We start from the raw sequence: 17,245 nt of genomic DNA, 5'->3' as shown, positions 1-17,245 counted from the left end.
ATAATCAGGCAGGCACATTACTATTTTCCGAAAAGTGGTGTTGTTTGTTTACTTCCTGATTTTACATATTCGGCATAGCTTTTTTTAATGTAGCTAACCATATCATAATCACTCATCTTTTTCACTTTCTTAATATCGGGATGATATTGGTTCATAAAGTTTTGGAGTGAATCACCTTTAAGATTGGTTATTGAGCTTACCCTTTCCGGCGAAAAAAATCTATCCACATATTCCTCATCTTCATCCTTGAGCAATATTTTTTGCAGCTTTGATTGAGGAGCTTTGTTTTTACCCAGCATGTCAATTACCGAAAGCAGGTTGATGCTTAAAATACTTGCGGTACTTTTATCTGCATGTATATGATCGCTGGGTTTACCAAAATCAAGGTCGGGCGAACGTGTTATAAACATATCCTTTATGGTTGCCCCGTGATAGGCAAAAACAGAGGCAAATTCTCTCCTGTTGCGTAATGAATCGGCCTTGGCATTACGTTTGGCCCTGATTTTTACCTCGCTTAAAACAGTTGCATCAGGTGAAATGTAACATCTTAAAGTGTCAAGCTTTAAAAAACTAACAACAAGTTTAAATGGCTTGTAACCTATACTGCTGATTCTTAAAGTGTCACCGGGCTTCACATTGGTTAAGGTAAATTTTCCTTCGGCATTACTTATACTTTTTGATGCCGGAGTGCCAATAAAAGCATTTGCCACCGGCAGGTAAGTAGTTTTATCAATCACAATCCCTTTAACACGCTGAGCAAACAAGTTTATTGACAGGAGCATCAATATCACTGTAAAGGTAAGTTTCAATGTTTTCATGACGGGTTCAGTTAACAGGTAAGTAGGTTAACTAAATATACATATAAAATATTAAGCTATATGTTTTTAACAAACATTAACACTTGCTGCCAATCGCGCCTTTTTTTTTAACTTACCGAAGTTGAATATTTATAAAATTGCGGAGAAACTGTTTAAAAACGAATGAAAGTTTATTGTAGAGACGCATGTGATGCGTCTCTACATTTATTAAAACAGCTTCTGACAAATTTCTTAAACCTTCAACATCACCTTTCAATACATCCAAACTTATTATTTTGCCACGCTGCTTAATAATGCGCATCTTGATTTCAGTCTTGCCAAAGACTTTGGTGTATCATCTAGGGAAATAAGTATGCCTCCATCTACCAGGTTAAAATAGTTTAAATAGCGGCAGCCATACTTGTTTGATTTTGCCCAGTCAAATATCGCGTCAATATATTCAGGAAAATCACGTGCTCCGCGTGTATCATCATTTCCGGCGGGCTTAGAAGCAACATTAGCCCATTCGCCGATACAAACCGGCTTTTTATGTTTAAGGGCGAAGGCAGACTGCCATTCCAACATATACGGATCTTTAAATATTCGCCGTAAAATTTGCGCTTTGGTGGGGTTACTTTTACCCCAAACCATTCCGTAGGTGTCAGAACCGATAATATCGACAACATCATCGCCGGGGTAAAAAGGTACAGGGTTTGGTACCCCGGAATTTGTGCACCAAACAACTTCCATTGTTTGCCCTTTTACGGCCTTTGTAGAAAACCCTTGCCGAATTAATGGCACAGCGTGCTTCCAGGCTGCTGTAAACAGTTTTGGATCTTGCTTTACGGGATACATATTAAACTCCCACCATAACCTGGCAAATACAGTTTTTGTGCCATGTACTGCAAGCATACGCCCAAGTTGGAAATAAACACTATCCTGGCTCCCGTTAATAACTTCCTTCAGCAATGAATCCAGATTGCGCCCGCCGTCTGTAGGTATAAGCGGCACACCAACATCCGTAGCACGATCAAAATGTTCCTTTTTCCATTGAGGTAAACCACTTACCTCTGCCCACAGCCAGTTCCCCTTTTTTAAATCATCCCATGATGATCTTGCCATCCAGGTGCCATAAACCTCTCTTTTGATACCATACTCCTCAATAGACTTTCCGCTGCAGCCAACCAGCATACGCGGTTGCGCATATACAGAAAGCCATGAAAACGATACAATTATCGATAAAATGAGCGTACCAATTATTTTATGCGAAAGCTTATTCATACCCTTTTATGTTAATAGCTATATATTTTATGATTTTAAATGACCTGGCTGATTGCTGGCCCTTATAAAAGCGCTCCGGATCTCACTCCGGAACGCGATTCGGAAATCAACTAATCAATCAATGCTGTAATGGTTGCTGTGCCTTTAATTCTTACCGGCCCATATAGCCGGGTTTGAAAACACTTTTTTGTAAGCCGAATGCGCAAGCTCGCTGTTCACTTTTGTAATGACAACAGCTTTCCCCTTCGGGTCATCTTTAAAAGTTGGCATCTGATGACCGTTATAGGTTTCCCACCCTGCAAAGGATACATGTTTTGCTTGCTCAACATAGCCCGGTGTTGTTACGGATATGGCCGGCATTCCATCGCCGTCAAGATCATCACCATTGATCACATCAAGCTTTAGGGGTACCAGAAATGCCTTTGCCGGATTATCGGGAAAATTATCTTTTATCCATTTTTTTGACACCCCGGGAAACAAGGGAGGATCTACAGGAAACTGTATTAACCGCAAACGCGACAAAGCAATATAGGCAGCCCATGGGTCAACCCAGCCGTTGTAATCTTTCATACTATCGTATCGGCCGCCTGTCCAGGCAATAACCATTTTATCTGCAATGGAATGATCTTTAAGATAAGCATCAACAGCAATGGTCAGGGGGCCTCCCATACAGATCACCAGTGGCTTCTTTGCTGTGGCCCTTCGGGCAGCTTCAAGAATTAGCTGCGTGCCCGATGAATTAATGGGTGCAGTATCATCTATTTTGCCCGATGCGGGTGGTACCAGGTTACCAATAACGCCCTGTACCGGATCAGGAACATTCCTAAATCCTGATGCCCTACCAATTTTCACTATCCTGCTGCGGCCGCTTATACACCTTTTAAATGTATCCAAAGCCAGCCCCGGCACAAAAGGAGCAACCGCAGATGAAGTAGTAATACCTTCATATTTAAGCTGGCCTAAACTGGCAACCGCCATCAAATACCAGTCTACCTCATCATTAGCGTAATCATTGTCATAAATAACCGGGTTGGTATGATCATAGGGCAACTTAAACTTACTTTTCACCGGCCTTTTTTCCTGCGAAAAACTACTGATCAGCAAACCTGTGCATACTATGAACATCAGTAGTGGCAATGGTTTCGGCATATGTTTCTGCATTTGAGGGTTATATCTTGTAGTTTCTGGCGGCATCATCCAACACCAGCACCCAGTCTTTACCGTAACCTTGCGAAGGCGGCGTAAAACGCTTTGCTTTATTGGGGATGATACCGACGTCTTTTACATCGCCATTGCGCGGGTCGTACCAACTGGCCTTCAACTTACTGGCTTTTAATTTTGCAGGGTTTACGGTAAACGACTTACCCGCAGTGGTATAAACAAAAATGTAATCCTTCCCGCGCGTGGCCTGAACGCGCTCGGCAGCGCAATTATTACGTTCTGCAATCAGGGATTGATCAGGCACTCTATCCAATATAGGGTGCGACTCCATTAAACGGCGAACAAATTTCATTTGCCTGGCACCGGGCAATTCAAGTGCATCGTACCAGTAAAAGTGTGCACCGTTAATGGCCGGGCGTTTGGGCGAATACATTTGCCATACGTCATGGCAGCCGTAGGTATGCCCAAAAGCACCTGCAAACAACTCGATATAAGCATATTGACGAACATCATAAGCATTGGATGTGCCTTCGTTTTCTGCATCAAAACAAACCGGGTGATCCTCGTAAATGGGTTCTGTATCTATCTGCGGTTTAACGGGCAAGGCATTGTATGATGTGCTCATTTTGTCATAAAGCGGCTGGTCGCGGCAATGGCCATTTTGAAAGGAATTGAAGCTAAACCAAGGCTCGTTCCTGAACCACTCTGCCGAGCCTTTGTCGTTTGGCTTACAGTGATAGCTTATAACAGCTTTGCCACCTGTCTCTTTCATGATGGCATTTCCCATTGCGTTCCAAAATGGCAAGTCTTCTTTAGGAGGTGTGTTATCGCCGCCCAGCATCCATATCAGATTTGTTTTATTCCTATAACGCTTTGCTACCCAGGTTGCATAAGCGGCCGCATTTTCAACCGTATAGGTCTGCGGGCCAGAGGCCCATGTAATAAATAATGCAATGTTTAAATGATAAAATGCAGCCCGGTCAATCACATCATCCACCATCTTAAAATACTTATCGTTAGGCTTAGCGGGATCATTATCGATCAATAAAGAATCGCCATAAGCATTTACACTACCACCACTGTGCATACTGGCTGCTACGGCCTGTATAACAGTAAAGCCTTGTTCGCTTCGTATATGCAAATATTTATCGGCCTCTTCCCGGGTAAGGGTGTTAAACAACTGCCAGGCAGTATCCCCCATCCAAAAAAAGGGCTTATTATCTTTTAAAAGGTAGCGTTTATCGGTGCTCACACTAAATTGAGCACCCGCACTGCTAACCATCATTACCAAAACGGCGAAAAAAATGATTTTTCTCATATTGCGTTTATAAGTTATATTGTTTGGTAGCGTCATCCAGTATCAATACCCAATCTCTGCCGTAGCCCCTGGTAGGCGGGTTAAACTTTTTAGGTGCGTTTGATATGATACCTATCGGACTTACCTTACCATCGCGCGGGTTGTACCAGCGGGCCTTAAGTTGCGCCGCTTTAATTTTTGCCGGTAAAACCGTGAACGGCAACCCCGCCGACGAGTAAACAAAAATGTAGTCAGTACCTCTCGTGGCCTGTATTCGCTCTGCCGCGGCCAGGCTATTCTCTTTAATGACAGATTGATCGGGAATGCGGTCTGTAAGCGGATGCGATTCCATTAAATTACGCACATATTGCATCTGGCTTGCTCCCGGCAGCTTTAAGGCGTCATACCAATAAAAATGCGGGCCGTTAACCCCTTCATGTTTAGCAGAGTACATCTGCCATACATCATGGCAGCCATAAGTATGACCAAAGGCCCCGGAAAACAGATCGAGATAAGCATATTTACGGACATCATATGAGCTTGAAGTACCCAGGTCCTGAGCATTAAAACATACCGGATGGTCCTCGTAAATAGGTTCAGCATCAATAGAGGGCTTTAACGGCAAAGCCTTGTAAGATGCTGTCATTTTATCATAAATGGGTTCATTACGGCAATGTCCGTTCTGAAAGCAATTGAAACTGAACCAGTCTTCATTCCTGAACCATTGTGCCGAACCTAACTCATTAGGCTGGCAATGATAACTGATAAGCGCTTTATTGTCGGTTGCTTTCATGATGGCTTTGCCCATAGCACGCCATACGGCAATATCCTTCTCATCCCGCGGATTACGGTCGCCGCCGAGGATCCAGATAATATTGGTCTTATTCTTATAACGCTTTGCCAGCCATGTAGCATAGATAGCTGCATTTTGTGCATTGAAAATCTCAGGACCGGTACCCCAGCTATTTTTGAACAGCTTATCACCCCAGGTTGGCAGCAGGGCTATATTGAGATGATAGCTTTCGGCCCTGTCAATAATATAATCTACATGCTGAAAATACTTATCATTCGGTTTTGCCGGGTCATCATCTATCAGGGGCTTATCGCCATAAGGGTTAGGGTCATGCAAGCCATCAAGCTCTGCAAGTGCAACAGCCTGTATCACGGTAAAGCCCTGCTCGCTCCGCATTTTAAGGTATTTATCCGCATCTTCCCGGTTAAGGCGTGCAAATAACTCCCAGGCGGTATCCCCCATCCAAAAGAACGGCTTGTTATTTTTAAGGATGTAATGTTGGTTCTCGCTTACCCTAAACTGTGCTTTTACCTGCTGTGTGCAGAAAAGGACCAGCAGGAAAATAGCGAACCTGTGCATACTTATCATTGGCATATAGTATCATATAAGAAAATGCAATTTACCACCTCTTCTGCAGCGGTAAATTGCATTTTTCTAAAATCAGAGATTTGGGTTAACTGAAGTTTCGCTGTAAGGCAACGGAAAAACGTATTTTGCCTTTGTAATTGTACCTATCGGTTGCAGGTCATTGGGATCTTTATTCGCGTTAGCTGATTCTACCATTTCCAAACGAACAAGGTCAAACCAGCGCGTACGCTCGGCCGCAAATTCCCAGGCACGTTCCTGTACTACGGCATTTGCAAACGCCGCACCCGACAAGCCGTTTAAAACCGGTAACCCTGCCCTTTTGCGGATAGCATTGATACAATCATAAGCAAGCTGATCGGGCGTGCCTGTTGCCCTGGCCTCAGCTTCTGCATATACTGTAAGCACATAGGCATAACGCATCATTGACTCAGGCACCGACGACTGATAATTACCCTCGTTTCCTTTGATGTAGTATTTACGGTAATAAGGATGTTGGGTTTGGCTTTGCGCGTAAAAAACCTTGGTGCCGTTGCTTTGGGTAAACAGGGTATCAAATGTTGCATCTTTACGCGGGCCCGGAGGGAATGTTTTGTAAAACTTCAGCTCTGAGAAGAAATCGTCCCAACCACCTTCTTCTCCCGGCATGGCCGACCAGCCATAGTTGGCGCTGGTTGTAGGGCCCGAGCTTTTTGAAGTGGATATCTGGAAAACGGTTTCTGCTGTACCATTGGCAGTAGGGTCATTGGCCCAAACCTGCGCATAGGTGTCCAGTAGCTGAAATCCCCAGGTTGCTTTGCCGTCAATAACCTCTTTTGCTTTTGCAGCGGCCTGGGCATACTTGGCGGTTTGCTTAAGCGGCCACCCGGCTTCTGTAAGATAAACATCGGCCAGGTAAGCCTTAACGCTACCCTTGTTGGGCCTGCCGGGGTCACGTTTTGTATCGGGCACCATACCTTCCGCTGCAGCCAGGTCGGCTTCTATCAGTTTGTAAATATCAGCAGCCTCCGATGATTTCATGGTCAGCTGCGATTCATTAAAGTTAGGATCTGTTATGAGCGGGATCTTACCGTATAAACGGACAAGCCAATAGTACGAAACCGCGCGCACAAAATAAGCTTCGCCGGCTATTGCTGTAATTGTAGCGGCATCACCCGTGGTATTTTTGTAATTGGCAATAATGTTATTGGCCCCTTGTATTGCTTTATAGCATCCTGCATATAATGCTTGCGTACGCTGGTTAGTAGCAGAAACGTTGAATTGATCAAATTCGCGAAAATCTGCCTTGTTACTGGCCTTATGTGTAGTCACATCATCGCCGCCCATGGTGGCACCAATAGCGGTTGCATGTATGAAACCGGTATTAAAGGAACTTTGCCAACCGGCATAAGCACCGGTAAGTGCGGCTTCAAGTCCGGCCTGGCTTTTTAACGCATCGGCCCCGAGCAGTGCGCCTTTCACATCCTCATTCAGGAATTTCTTACAGCCTGCCCCAAAAAGTGCAGTCAGCGTTAATGTATATATGAATAGTTTTTTCATGTCCTTCTTGATTACTAAAATTAATATGATAAAGAGATACCGGCTGTATAAATCCTTGCGTTGGGATAAGCACCATAATCAATACCCTGTGCAGTATCTGTTCCGGAGCCGATATTATTTGCTTCCGGATCGAGCCCTTTATACTTAGTGAAGGTGAACAGGTTGGTACCGCTTACAAATAACCTGATGTTGCCTTTATTATTTACAACATGCGGAAAGTTGTAAGACAAGCTAACATTTTTTACACGGACAAAACTGCCGTTTTCCAGAAACCTGCTCGATTGCGTAAACGTTTGGTTAGTACTGCTGAATGCGGGAATATCTGAACTTTCGTTTGTTCCGGGAATATAGCGGTCCTTAATTTCCGACAGGATATACTGCCGGGCATCCCCACTGCCCGACATTGCCACTGCACGTGTATAATCCAGTTTATCAACACCAAAAACTGCTTGCAAAAATATGTTCAGCGTGAAACGATTATAGGTAAATGTGTTGTTCCAACCGGCTGTAGTAGTAGGGATCCCAGTACCAATGATCTGAAAGTCATCGCCATTGATCTGGCCGTCGCCATTCAGGTCCTGGTAACGTGAATCACCTGGTTTGGCATTGTATTTTGCAGCTTCAGCAGCCTCGCCCGGCTTCCAGGTACCTAAATATTTAAGCCCCCAGTATGAACCCAGTGAGTAGCCTGGCTGCACCTCAAATTCGTTAGTGGTTGACATCCCACCACCAACACCTGTACCGTAAGCAAGTCTTGGTGCAATGCCGCCCAGGCTTGTCACCCTGTTTTTTACATAAGAAAAATTGATACCGCTTGTCCAGTTAAAACCACTGCTTTTCATCAGGTTGGCAGTTAAATTCAGGTCGAAGCCATTATTGCGTACAGCGCCAACGTTTTTGGTTTGTACACCACCGCCTACGTACTCGGGCAGTGCCTGGTTAAGCAAAAGATCGCTGGTATTTTTTACGAAATAATCACCTTCAAAAGACAGGCGTCCGTCAAGCACCGAAAATTCAAGCCCAATATCTGTTTGCTTGGTTGTTTCCCACCGCAGGTTAGGGTTACCCGGGTTTCCGAGCTGAATACCATATATAACCCCCGAATAATTGAACGCTCCGGGAACCCCTGTTGTATAAGTAGACAGCGTAGCATAAGGACCTATAGCCTGACTACCTGTTTTACCCCAGCTTCCTCTTATTTTCAAGGTATTAAAGAAATTCATATCCTTAACAAAGCTCTCCTGCGCCAGGTTATAACCCAGGCTCACAGATGGAAAGGTGCTGTACTTGTTGCCCGGCGCAAATTTCGAAGAACCATCTCTCCTTACCGCCAAGGATAACAGGTATTTATCCTTATAGGAATAGTTAACACGACCTAAATAAGATGTTAATGAATATTTGCTGTAACCTGCACCCACTGCAAAGGAATTAGCAAGCGACAGGTTATAATAACCAAGATTAGGAAAAAACAACGTGTTGCCTGTAGCCGAAAAACTGTTATCTACTGTTTTTTGCGTCTCAAACACCAGTACGGCACTAAGATGATGATCTTTGTTGAATATACGGTCGTAACTTAATTGACTGGTGCTTTGCTGGGTAATCTCTTCGAGGGTGCTCCTGTTAGCAAAAGGATTCCCTAAAGTAACATAGCTGCCTCCCCATGAACCATCCTGTAAGCCCAGGTAATTAATACCGTACTGCAGGTCAAGGGCCAAACCTTCAACCGGGAGTTTATAGTTTACTCCGCCTATTGTATTCAGTAAATTACGGTTATCATCATTTACGGCATCATATAATTGCACCAGCGGGCTTATACCTACAGAACCTGTTGGATCCTGGGTGATATAATCGCCATTTCCGTCGCGGGCAGGGGTTGTTGGCGCCCATGAAAGCGCCTGTACAATAGGGTTACCGCTTCCTGATTTTAAATTATTGTTATGGTTCTCAATTCTTGAGCCTGTAACGTTAAAACGAAGAGTAAATTTATCCGATGGACGGGCATTAAGGTTGGTTTTAAAATTGTAGCGTTTAAAACCGGTGTTTTCAACTATACCATTTTGATTTAAATAGTTGGCAGACACCAGATAGGTTGTTTTATCGCTGCCACCCGAAAAAGTAAGCTGGTGCTGCTGCCCGTAAGCTTGCCGGAACACAAGGCTTTGCCAATCCGTTCCGGGGTTATTCTTAAATGAATTCAACTGATCTTCAGTAAACAATGCACCGCTATTAAGCGCCGCAGCACGTTCATTGGCAATAGTTGCATAATCATAGGCATTAAGCACATTCCATTTTTTGGGAACAGAAGAGGTTGAGCCCTGAGCCTCGTAAGTGACTTTGAAACCGTTGATCCCTTTTTTTGTGGTCACAATTACCACGCCGTTGGCACCCCGGCTGCCATATATAGCGGTAGAAGCCGCGTCTTTTAGTATTTGTATATTTTCAATATCATTAGGATTAATAATGCTAAAATCACCGCCCACAAAACCGTCTATAACATAAAGCGGGCTGTTATCACCCAAAACAGAATTTGATCCGCGTACCCGGATCCTGACGTCGGCACCGGGGGCACCACTGGCATTGGTAACCTGTACGCCCGAAGCACGCCCGCTAAGTACCTGGTCAATACGACTAACAGGCTGCTGCGCGAAGTCTTTAGATGAAACAGACGCTATTGAACCTGTAAGATCGGTTTTCCGTTGTGTTCCGTAACCTATCACAACCACTTCATCGAGCGAATTATTGGTTTCGGTGAGTTGAACATTAATTGCAGTTTGCGTGCCAACTGTCACTTCCTGCGATTTAAAACCTACAAAACTGAACACCAGCACAGCAGACTGATTAGGCACATCGATATTAAAGCTGCCATTTACATCGGTAACCGTACCACCGGCAACACCTTTTACAATAACATTAACACCCGGTAAGGGTGCTCCCTTGCTATCTGTTACCTTGCCGGTAATTTTTATTATTGCCGTGGCAGAAAGTGGATAGTTAGCTTCGGGCCTGTTAGTCCAGCCGGTTGTTATTCCCGGCGCAGACGCCCGTCCATCACTCGCGTGTGCAATAAAATTGCACAAAAGAATGCATGAACATGTCGTGATCTTTAATCTTCTCATGATCTTTAAATTGATTTAATTGGTATGTTGGGTTTATATAATTAGCCCGTAAGGTCACCTGGTATTTGAAGGTCAGGCCGGGCGTTTCATTATTTAATATCCGGCAGCAATTCTACCGGTACGGATAATCACTTATGCCGGAGTTTTTATTGAAGTATAATGTTGTTTTATGACCGATAATTGTTTTATAGAATTTTCCCATAACTTTTGATTTAAGCAAATATTTAAAAACCAGGTCGCTTACAACAACCATCTGTAGCAGAACCTCATCGGGCAGTACAATTATTCCTTTAGCCCTAAAGCGGCCTGTGTTATCTGATATTGGCTACCGTACACTTGTTCAATTGGTTATAAAAAGCGGCCTACCCGCGATTAGATAAAATTAAGCCGGGGCACAGAAATGCACATCCGTTATATTGGTCATTGTAGATGCTATTTTAGCCAATTGCAAGCCCCTTTTTGCCCCTATAAACCCAACCGGGGTTATAGGCCCGCATTCTGCAACTTTACATCATCATGTGTTCAATTGAAGGTTTTTGTTTTTGATTTAACTTTCCTTACTTTAGGATATCGGCTCCAATTAATAACCTGAATTTGTACATAAGATGGCTTTAGCACAATCGCGCATTGCGCAAAAACCTCATTTATTAAAAATCATACCCTCGCCGGGCAATTCGATCATCATAAAAGGCGATGAGATCGTGTGGAACAATCCATGGCATTTTCATCCGGAAATTGAACTGCTTTATTGCATCACCGCAAAAGGGACAAATTTTATTGGTAACTATATTAACCCTATTGAAGAAGGAGAAATATTATTGCTGGGCAAAAACCTGCCGCACACACGGCAAAGAGATAAGGACTATTACCGCGCCCATCCTGATGAAAATATAAGGACGATAGTTATCCAGTTTAAAGAGAATTTTTTAGGTGACGATTTTTTTTCAGTAAGAGAATTTGCGCATATAAGGCAATTGCTTGACAGGGCGCAACAAGGTATAAAATTAAAGGGCAGCCTGCTTGATGAAATAAAACGAAAATTAACAGAGATGGCTAACCTTAACGAAACAACAGCCATTATCGAGCTATTATCGGTATTAGATACGATTGCCCGATCTGATGATTTTATCCTGCTCAATCCGGTGGTGAACATGAAACAGGTGAGCGATCTGCATTCATGGAAGGTAAATACTGTATACGTTTACACCGCACAACATTTTAAAGAACCGGTGTCACTTGCATCCGTAGCCGACCTTATTAACCTTACACCATCTGCCTTTTGCCGGTATTTTAAAATGCACACCCGCAAAAGCTATTTCGATTATCTATCAGAAGTAAGAATTTCATATGCCTGCGAGTTGTTGATGGAGAACCATTTAGATATTAGCGAAATATGTTTCTCCAGTGGGTTTAACAGTTTGTCCAATTTTCATAAATTGTTTAAAAGAATAGTAAAACTGACGCCAAGTGCGTACCGCGAAAAAGGGAAGAAAAAGATATCAGAGGTATTGCGCAAAGCCTGATGGCAACGACAGAATCTGCTGCGGCTGCAGGCTGATAAGGCGGTGGCCAGGAAACTGCACCCGTTGTTCCTCGTTGGTATAATTCCATACCAGCATATTGCCATTATCAAATAACATGCAATCAACCATTAAGGGATGGCTTGAGCGTGTATCAACTATTTGTTTTGAGCCAATTTGCACAAGAGCACGCAAAGCATCATAAACTGGGAAAGCTTTTAAATCTGCAGTTATCAGCCCTTCATCTCCTATTGTTTGGAAACAGGTAACGCTTTTAGCACCGGATATTGACAAGCCCTTTAAACTACCCAGCAGGAATAGTGCACCAAGCGCGTTTTTTTGTCTGGGATCTGCACGTTGCTCAGATGACCATAGTTTAGCAGCCGGATCATTAGCATAAGGGTTAAACCTGCGGCGTAAGGTAAGTGGGGTAATGTGAACCGGCACACTTTCACCAAAAGCATGTTTGACGGTTTTCACCGTTGCTGCCTGGCCCGCAATATTCTCTACCATTGTCAGGTCATCGAATGCATGCTCCTGGGGATGTATAGCATAGCTGATAAACTGTCCATCAACCGGCGTTAAGCAATGCCGGTTGATCTCCGTAAAATTATAATGAGAACCAATACCGGTATCCACATCCATTAATTGTTTCGAAAACGCTGCTGCGGAAGCAGCTACTCCGCTACTGGTTACCAGCTTACCGGCGGATAGTAATAATACAGCGTGAAGATTGACCTGATATTTGGTACAAAAACGGATAAAATCATCGTAATCCTTTTCAAAATCATCGCTAAGGACCAGGCTTACCGTTAGCGGTAAGTGTAAATACCGGGCGTTTGCAACATCAACCTCAAAAACATTGGCCCAATGTGGTATAGTCATATCCACATCGGTTTGATAGTGTTGTAACTGAAGCTTTTTTAACAGGTCAACAGATTCGACAGAAAGTATATGATCAATTGTTGTTGATTTGCCGACACCAATCTCAGGCATTGCCCTCAAATAATCTGAAAAAGTTATGATCAGAGTATCAGATGCATCTTTATTTAACCCCGGCAAAACAGTTTCGGGAACGAAGGTTACTTTTTGATGTACCTTGTCTCCCGCTTTAACAGAAACCGGGAAAGGCAGATCAAGCGGTGTACAGAAAGTTTTGAAAGACGCATCAGTCCAGTTTCGCTGGTCTTCCGTTTCAAATATATCGCCTTCAAAATCTACCCTGTACCAATGTTCGTCTTTTTTTACCCTCAACGATCTTATCTGTTTAAAAAGATCCTGAGGAGCTATAAATTGAGGCAGAAAAGTGTGTTCATAAGAGCCATCGGTATGGATAATTATGATCTCCTGCGCTTGTTCTCCATCTGCAGGGTGAAGAACACAAAGGCCTGTCCTGTTCTTTTTAAAATCAACAAGGTATTGCCCTGAGATTCCGTATGCTATTTCGCCATTTTCTTTGCCTGTAATACTCACCTTCCATTCGCAGATATCCGTGTTTTGATAGCGATGCTTGCAATCATAATGAATGGTAAATGATCTATCTCCCGATACGATATGTTCATTGCTGATCACAGCATCCAGTGTCCCCCAGTTACCGTCGCGCAGAGCAAAGTAGATCATACGAAGCACCTCTGCATTACCATAATTAATGTAACGCAAAAAGCCATTTTCATAACGTACTGATATCTCTCCTGCTTTTAGCTGCATCTCCATTAATGAACGTTAATGAACTGATCTATATTTTCACTCGTTATCTTTAATAAGCCGGTATTTACAGTATAAGGAACATCTGTTATGCCAGCCTTCCTGTCATTACCCGAAAGCTTGTTGGTATGATGTGCCATATCATACAAAAACTGAGCGCCGTACCAGGTAAAAAGTTCTCTTTTTTGCCCGGCAAGCATTTGTATCACCCCCTGTTTCACAAGGGCAAGATGCTCAGGCTCCCTGTCTACCGTGGTAATTTTGATTTTCCCTGCCTTACCAGCCTCTTTCACGGCCAAAGCTATACCAGGCCCCGAATTGGAATCAAAGCCGGCAAACGCGGCTATATCAGGGTGTGCGGCCAATAAGTCGGAAGTGATCTTAGCGGCTTCCTCAACATTGGCCTTATCATCAAACTTGCCGACAACTTGTATCCCCGGGTATTTTTTGAACACATCCAACAACCCGCTGAAGCCGGCTTCCATATTGTTTAATCCAAGTATCCCCATATAGGCTACCTTGCCTTTGCCGTGCAGTAATTTTACGATCTCTTCGCCCTGCATTTTACCAATTTCATACCAATCGGTACCCAAAAAGGCATTCCGTTTTGAGTTGGGAATATCTGAATCATAAACTACTGTAGGTATGCCTGCCTCAACAGCTTTATTTATGGCATGAGCCAACGAAGGATCGGTTCCATTTATCAACAGCCCCGTGGGCCTGGAGTTGATCACTTCTTCAATAGTATTGATCTGTCCGGCTACATCCCACTCGGCCGGGCCGAGGATGGATACTTTTACGCCCTTCTCCTTTCCCCATTTTAAAAATGCGGCCTGATCATGATTAACGTACATGGGCATCGTAACTGAGGTTGTTACCATCACATACTCCTCGTTGCTGAGCTTTGTATCTGTAGGCCCGTCATCGTAAGTTAACCGGGCCGACTGCGCCTCATTGCGGGCGGGTAACTGGCACGATGAAACCATTGCCAATAAACAGACAATAAAAATATTGTGGCGGGGTTTGAAATTATAACGCATATTTCTTTTGCAATGATTTATCGAGCCATAAAATAGCTATCAATATTAAACCTAATATAATATCCTGCCAGTAACCCGAAACCCTTGAGATCACCATGATGTTACCAATAACACCCATAAACAAGGCACCAAGCAAAGCGCCGGGCATTTTGCCTGTGCCGCCGCTTAAACTGGCACCGCCAAGTATTACAGCTGTAATTACCTTTAGCTCCAGCCCCCGCCCCATGGTGGGCAAGGCGGCCCCCATGCGCGATGTTAGGAGTATCCCTGCAACGCCCGCTAAAAAAGACGATAAAACAAAGCTCAGCATCTTCATGCGTTTTACACGGATTCCGGAAAGCTCTGCCGCCTTTTCGTTTCCGCCGATGTAATAATATCGTCTGAAAATCACCGTGCGACTAAAAAGAACTGTAAACAATGCCACGGTTATCAGCATATACCAAACCGGCATTTGCAAGCCCAACAGCCGCGACTGGCCAATGGCATTGAACCAGTATGGCAGCCCCTGAATGCCCGAACCGCTTACCATAAGCGCAGCACCCCGTACAATGCCCATCATAGCCAGGGTTTGTATCATGGCATTGATTTTTTGATAAGCGATAAGATAACCATTTATAAACCCGATAAGTAATGCGCACGCAAGCCCTGCGGCTATGGCAATAGGTACCGGAACATGGCCGAAGAACATGAGGTATGACGTAAAACAACCCGTAAAAGCTACGGTTGAACCTACAGACAGGTCAAACGTACCCGAAATGAGCAACATCATCATACCAACGGCCACGATGGTATCAGTGGAGAGGTTTAATAATATTTGCGAAAAATTATCAAACGTGGGGAATATTGCAGGATAAACCATACTTGCCATGGCAACAATGATCACTAATATCACTGCAAATGAATATAGCCGGTTTTCAAATAGTTTTTTTAACATAACAATCAGGTAGCTAAGGCAAGTATTTTTTCTTCGGATGCATCGCCGGCTAATAGCTCTCCGGCTATTACACCTTCGCGAAGTACTATGATGCGGTCACAAACGCCAAGTAGTTCGGGAATGTCGCTTGATATGATCATGACGCCCTTACCCTCTTGGGCCAGGGAAGCAAGGATGCTATATATCTCGAATTTTGCGCCGACATCGATACCATGCGTTGGCTCATCCACAATAAATATCTCCGGATTGGTATTGAGCCATTTGGAAAGCACCACTTTTTGCTGGTTACCGCCACTTAGGTTTAGCACTTTTCTTTTTTCATTAGCGGGGACAATGTGAAGCTTTTCAATAAACTTTTTGGCCGTTTTGGTGGCTTCGTCACGGTTAAATGTCCAGGCATTATTTGCGCAGGATAACAAACATCCAATATTATCTGTAACAGACATATCAAGGAACAGGCCCAGTTGCTTCCTGTCTTCAGGTACATAAGCTATCCCGTGTTTTATGGCCCCGAGGGGATGACTGATATTTACTTCTGTCCCTTTTAGCCTTACAACGCCCTTCTTTTCATCAGCACCGAATATCGCCCTTGCCAGTTCTGTTCTGCCTGCACCGGCCAACCCGGCAAAACCAAGTATTTCTCCGCCGTGCAGCTTAAAGCCGATATCAGTAAAACCTTTACCGGTTAAATGCACCGTTTCTAAAAGCACATCCTTGCTGATAAACGACTGCCTTTCAATTTGCCTAATTTCACGGCCAACCATCAGTTTGATCAGCTGGTTGCGGGAAAGTTCACTTCGGGTAAAAGCGCCCTGCATTTTGCCATCTTTAAGAACGGCTACCCTATCGGCGATAGAAAAGATCTCGTCAAGGCGGTGCGATATGTAAATCACTGAAACTCCTTTTGCTTTAAGCCCCGCAATAATATCAAACAGGATAGCAGTTTCCCTTTCGGTTAAAGATGCGGTGGGCTCGTCAAGTATCATTATCTGGGGTTCCTTAACCAATGCCTTGGCTATTTCAACCATTTGTTTTTGCGCTGCAGAAAGCCTGCCTACAGGTACTTTCGGGTCAAGATCGATGCGTAGGCGTTTTAGAAGACCGGCCGTATTACTGATCAACTTTTTAAAATCTATAAATCCGGCTTTATTACAAGGCTGCTGATTGGCATATATATTTTCGGCAATGCTTAGGCTTTCTATTAAACTGAGATGCTGGTAAACAATAGCGATACCATGCTCAAAAGCCTGCTGAGGATGAGTTATGTTGATTTGCCGGCCATTAAGCAAAATATGCCCTTTATCTGGTTGCAGGTTACCCGAAAGGACATTCATGAGCGTACTTTTGCCGGCACCATTTTCGCCGCAAAGGGCAAGCACTTCTCCACGGTACAAGTCAAGGCTTACTGCATCAAGCGCCTTTACGCCCGGAAATTCCCTGGTAATATCCTGTAAACTTAACCGCAGATCTGTATTCAT

At 43.9% G+C, this 17,245-nt stretch carries 12 protein-coding genes; 1 reads left to right on the top strand and 11 read right to left on the bottom strand.

The genetic code is table 11. The annotated features are described in order from the left end of the window. Positions 1-20 precede the first annotated feature (20 nt). The 7 genes from MTO98_RS08140 to MTO98_RS08110 form a co-directional block, all read right to left on the bottom strand. Entirely contained in the window at positions 21-818 is a 798-nt protein-coding gene (locus MTO98_RS08140; protein WP_243486133.1) for a carboxypeptidase-like regulatory domain-containing protein, read from the bottom strand. Between the two features lie 270 nt (positions 819-1,088). Next, complete coding sequence (locus tag MTO98_RS08135) at positions 1,089-2,078, bottom strand: glycosyl hydrolase (protein ID WP_243486131.1); 990 nt, start codon at positions 2,076-2,078, stop codon at positions 1,089-1,091. 144 nt (positions 2,079-2,222) lie between these two features. Then, complete coding sequence (locus MTO98_RS08130; RefSeq protein WP_243486129.1) at positions 2,223-3,239, bottom strand: nucleoside hydrolase; 1,017 nt, start codon at positions 3,237-3,239, stop codon at positions 2,223-2,225. Between the two features lie 7 nt (positions 3,240-3,246). Beyond that, positions 3,247-4,557: a glycoside hydrolase family 140 protein gene (locus MTO98_RS08125; RefSeq protein ID WP_243486128.1), complete on the bottom strand. Its 1,311-nt coding sequence runs from the start codon at positions 4,555-4,557 to the stop codon at positions 3,247-3,249. A 7-nt stretch (positions 4,558-4,564) separates the two neighbouring features. Continuing rightward, positions 4,565-5,923 carry a glycoside hydrolase family 140 protein gene (locus MTO98_RS08120; RefSeq protein WP_243486126.1) on the bottom strand — a complete coding sequence of 453 codons (1,359 nt, stop codon included), beginning with the start codon at positions 5,921-5,923 and terminating at the stop codon, positions 4,565-4,567. 66 nt (positions 5,924-5,989) lie between these two features. Then, on the bottom strand, positions 5,990-7,453 hold the full coding sequence (locus MTO98_RS08115; protein WP_243486125.1) for a RagB/SusD family nutrient uptake outer membrane protein: 1,464 nt from the start codon (positions 7,451-7,453) through the stop codon (positions 5,990-5,992). A gap of 20 nt (positions 7,454-7,473) precedes the next feature. Then, positions 7,474-10,569, bottom strand: a complete 3,096-nt coding sequence (locus tag MTO98_RS08110) for a TonB-dependent receptor (protein WP_243486123.1) — start codon at positions 10,567-10,569, stop codon at positions 7,474-7,476. A 605-nt stretch (positions 10,570-11,174) separates the two neighbouring features. On the opposite strand from MTO98_RS08110, the gene MTO98_RS08105 reads away from it, so the two are divergent. After that, complete coding sequence (locus MTO98_RS08105; protein WP_243486121.1) at positions 11,175-12,092, top strand: AraC family transcriptional regulator; 918 nt, start codon at positions 11,175-11,177, stop codon at positions 12,090-12,092. Here MTO98_RS08105 and MTO98_RS08100 read toward each other — a convergent pair. The 4 genes from MTO98_RS08100 to MTO98_RS08085 are packed head-to-tail and all read right to left on the bottom strand — an operon-like array spanning position 12,069 to position 17,245. Next, positions 12,069-13,802, bottom strand: coding sequence for a hypothetical protein (locus tag MTO98_RS08100; RefSeq protein WP_243486120.1), 1,734 nt, complete (start codon positions 13,800-13,802; stop codon positions 12,069-12,071). The two genes, MTO98_RS08105 and MTO98_RS08100, sit on opposite strands and share 24 nt — an antisense overlap. After that, a complete protein-coding gene (locus tag MTO98_RS08095) occupies positions 13,802-14,833 on the bottom strand; it encodes a substrate-binding domain-containing protein (RefSeq protein WP_243486118.1) in 1,032 nt (343 codons plus the stop codon). The genes MTO98_RS08100 and MTO98_RS08095 overlap by 1 nt, the downstream gene beginning before the upstream one ends. Continuing rightward, a complete protein-coding gene (locus MTO98_RS08090; RefSeq protein WP_243486116.1) occupies positions 14,823-15,767 on the bottom strand; it encodes an ABC transporter permease in 945 nt (314 codons plus the stop codon). Before MTO98_RS08090 ends, MTO98_RS08095 begins: the two co-directional genes overlap by 11 nt. A 5-nt stretch (positions 15,768-15,772) precedes the next feature. Further along, the gene (locus tag MTO98_RS08085) at positions 15,773-17,245 is read right to left on the bottom strand and encodes a sugar ABC transporter ATP-binding protein (RefSeq protein ID WP_243486115.1); all 1,473 of its coding nucleotides are present in this window, start codon (positions 17,243-17,245) and stop codon (positions 15,773-15,775) included.

The sequence above is a fragment of the Mucilaginibacter sp. SMC90 genome (assembly GCF_022811725.1).
Lineage (GTDB): Bacteria > Bacteroidota > Bacteroidia > Sphingobacteriales > Sphingobacteriaceae > Mucilaginibacter.
Note: the sequence above shows the minus strand (reverse complement) of the source record. Positions and strands in the feature narration are given on the sequence as shown.

What these genes read in the sequence shown, in the direction of transcription:
- MTO98_RS08140 (WP_243486133.1), bottom strand. Translation starts at nt 818, where the DNA reads ATGAAAACATTGAAACTTACCTTTACAGTGATATTGATGCTCCTGTCA.
- MTO98_RS08135 (WP_243486131.1), bottom strand. Translation starts at nt 2,078, where the DNA reads ATGAATAAGCTTTCGCATAAAATAATTGGTACGCTCATTTTATCGATA.
- MTO98_RS08130 (WP_243486129.1), bottom strand. Translation starts at nt 3,239, where the DNA reads ATGCAGAAACATATGCCGAAACCATTGCCACTACTGATGTTCATAGTA.
- MTO98_RS08125 (WP_243486128.1), bottom strand. Translation starts at nt 4,557, where the DNA reads ATGAGAAAAATCATTTTTTTCGCCGTTTTGGTAATGATGGTTAGCAGT.
- MTO98_RS08120 (WP_243486126.1), bottom strand. Translation starts at nt 5,923, where the DNA reads ATGCCAATGATAAGTATGCACAGGTTCGCTATTTTCCTGCTGGTCCTT.
- MTO98_RS08115 (WP_243486125.1), bottom strand. Translation starts at nt 7,453, where the DNA reads ATGAAAAAACTATTCATATATACATTAACGCTGACTGCACTTTTTGGG.
- MTO98_RS08110 (WP_243486123.1), bottom strand. Translation starts at nt 10,569, where the DNA reads ATGAGAAGATTAAAGATCACGACATGTTCATGCATTCTTTTGTGCAAT.
- MTO98_RS08105 (WP_243486121.1), top strand. Translation starts at nt 11,175, where the DNA reads ATGGCTTTAGCACAATCGCGCATTGCGCAAAAACCTCATTTATTAAAA.
- MTO98_RS08100 (WP_243486120.1), bottom strand. Translation starts at nt 13,802, where the DNA reads ATGGAGATGCAGCTAAAAGCAGGAGAGATATCAGTACGTTATGAAAAT.
- MTO98_RS08095 (WP_243486118.1), bottom strand. Translation starts at nt 14,833, where the DNA reads ATGCGTTATAATTTCAAACCCCGCCACAATATTTTTATTGTCTGTTTA.
- MTO98_RS08090 (WP_243486116.1), bottom strand. Translation starts at nt 15,767, where the DNA reads ATGTTAAAAAAACTATTTGAAAACCGGCTATATTCATTTGCAGTGATA.
- MTO98_RS08085 (WP_243486115.1), bottom strand. Translation starts at nt 17,245, where the DNA reads ATGAATACAGATCTGCGGTTAAGTTTACAGGATATTACCAGGGAATTT.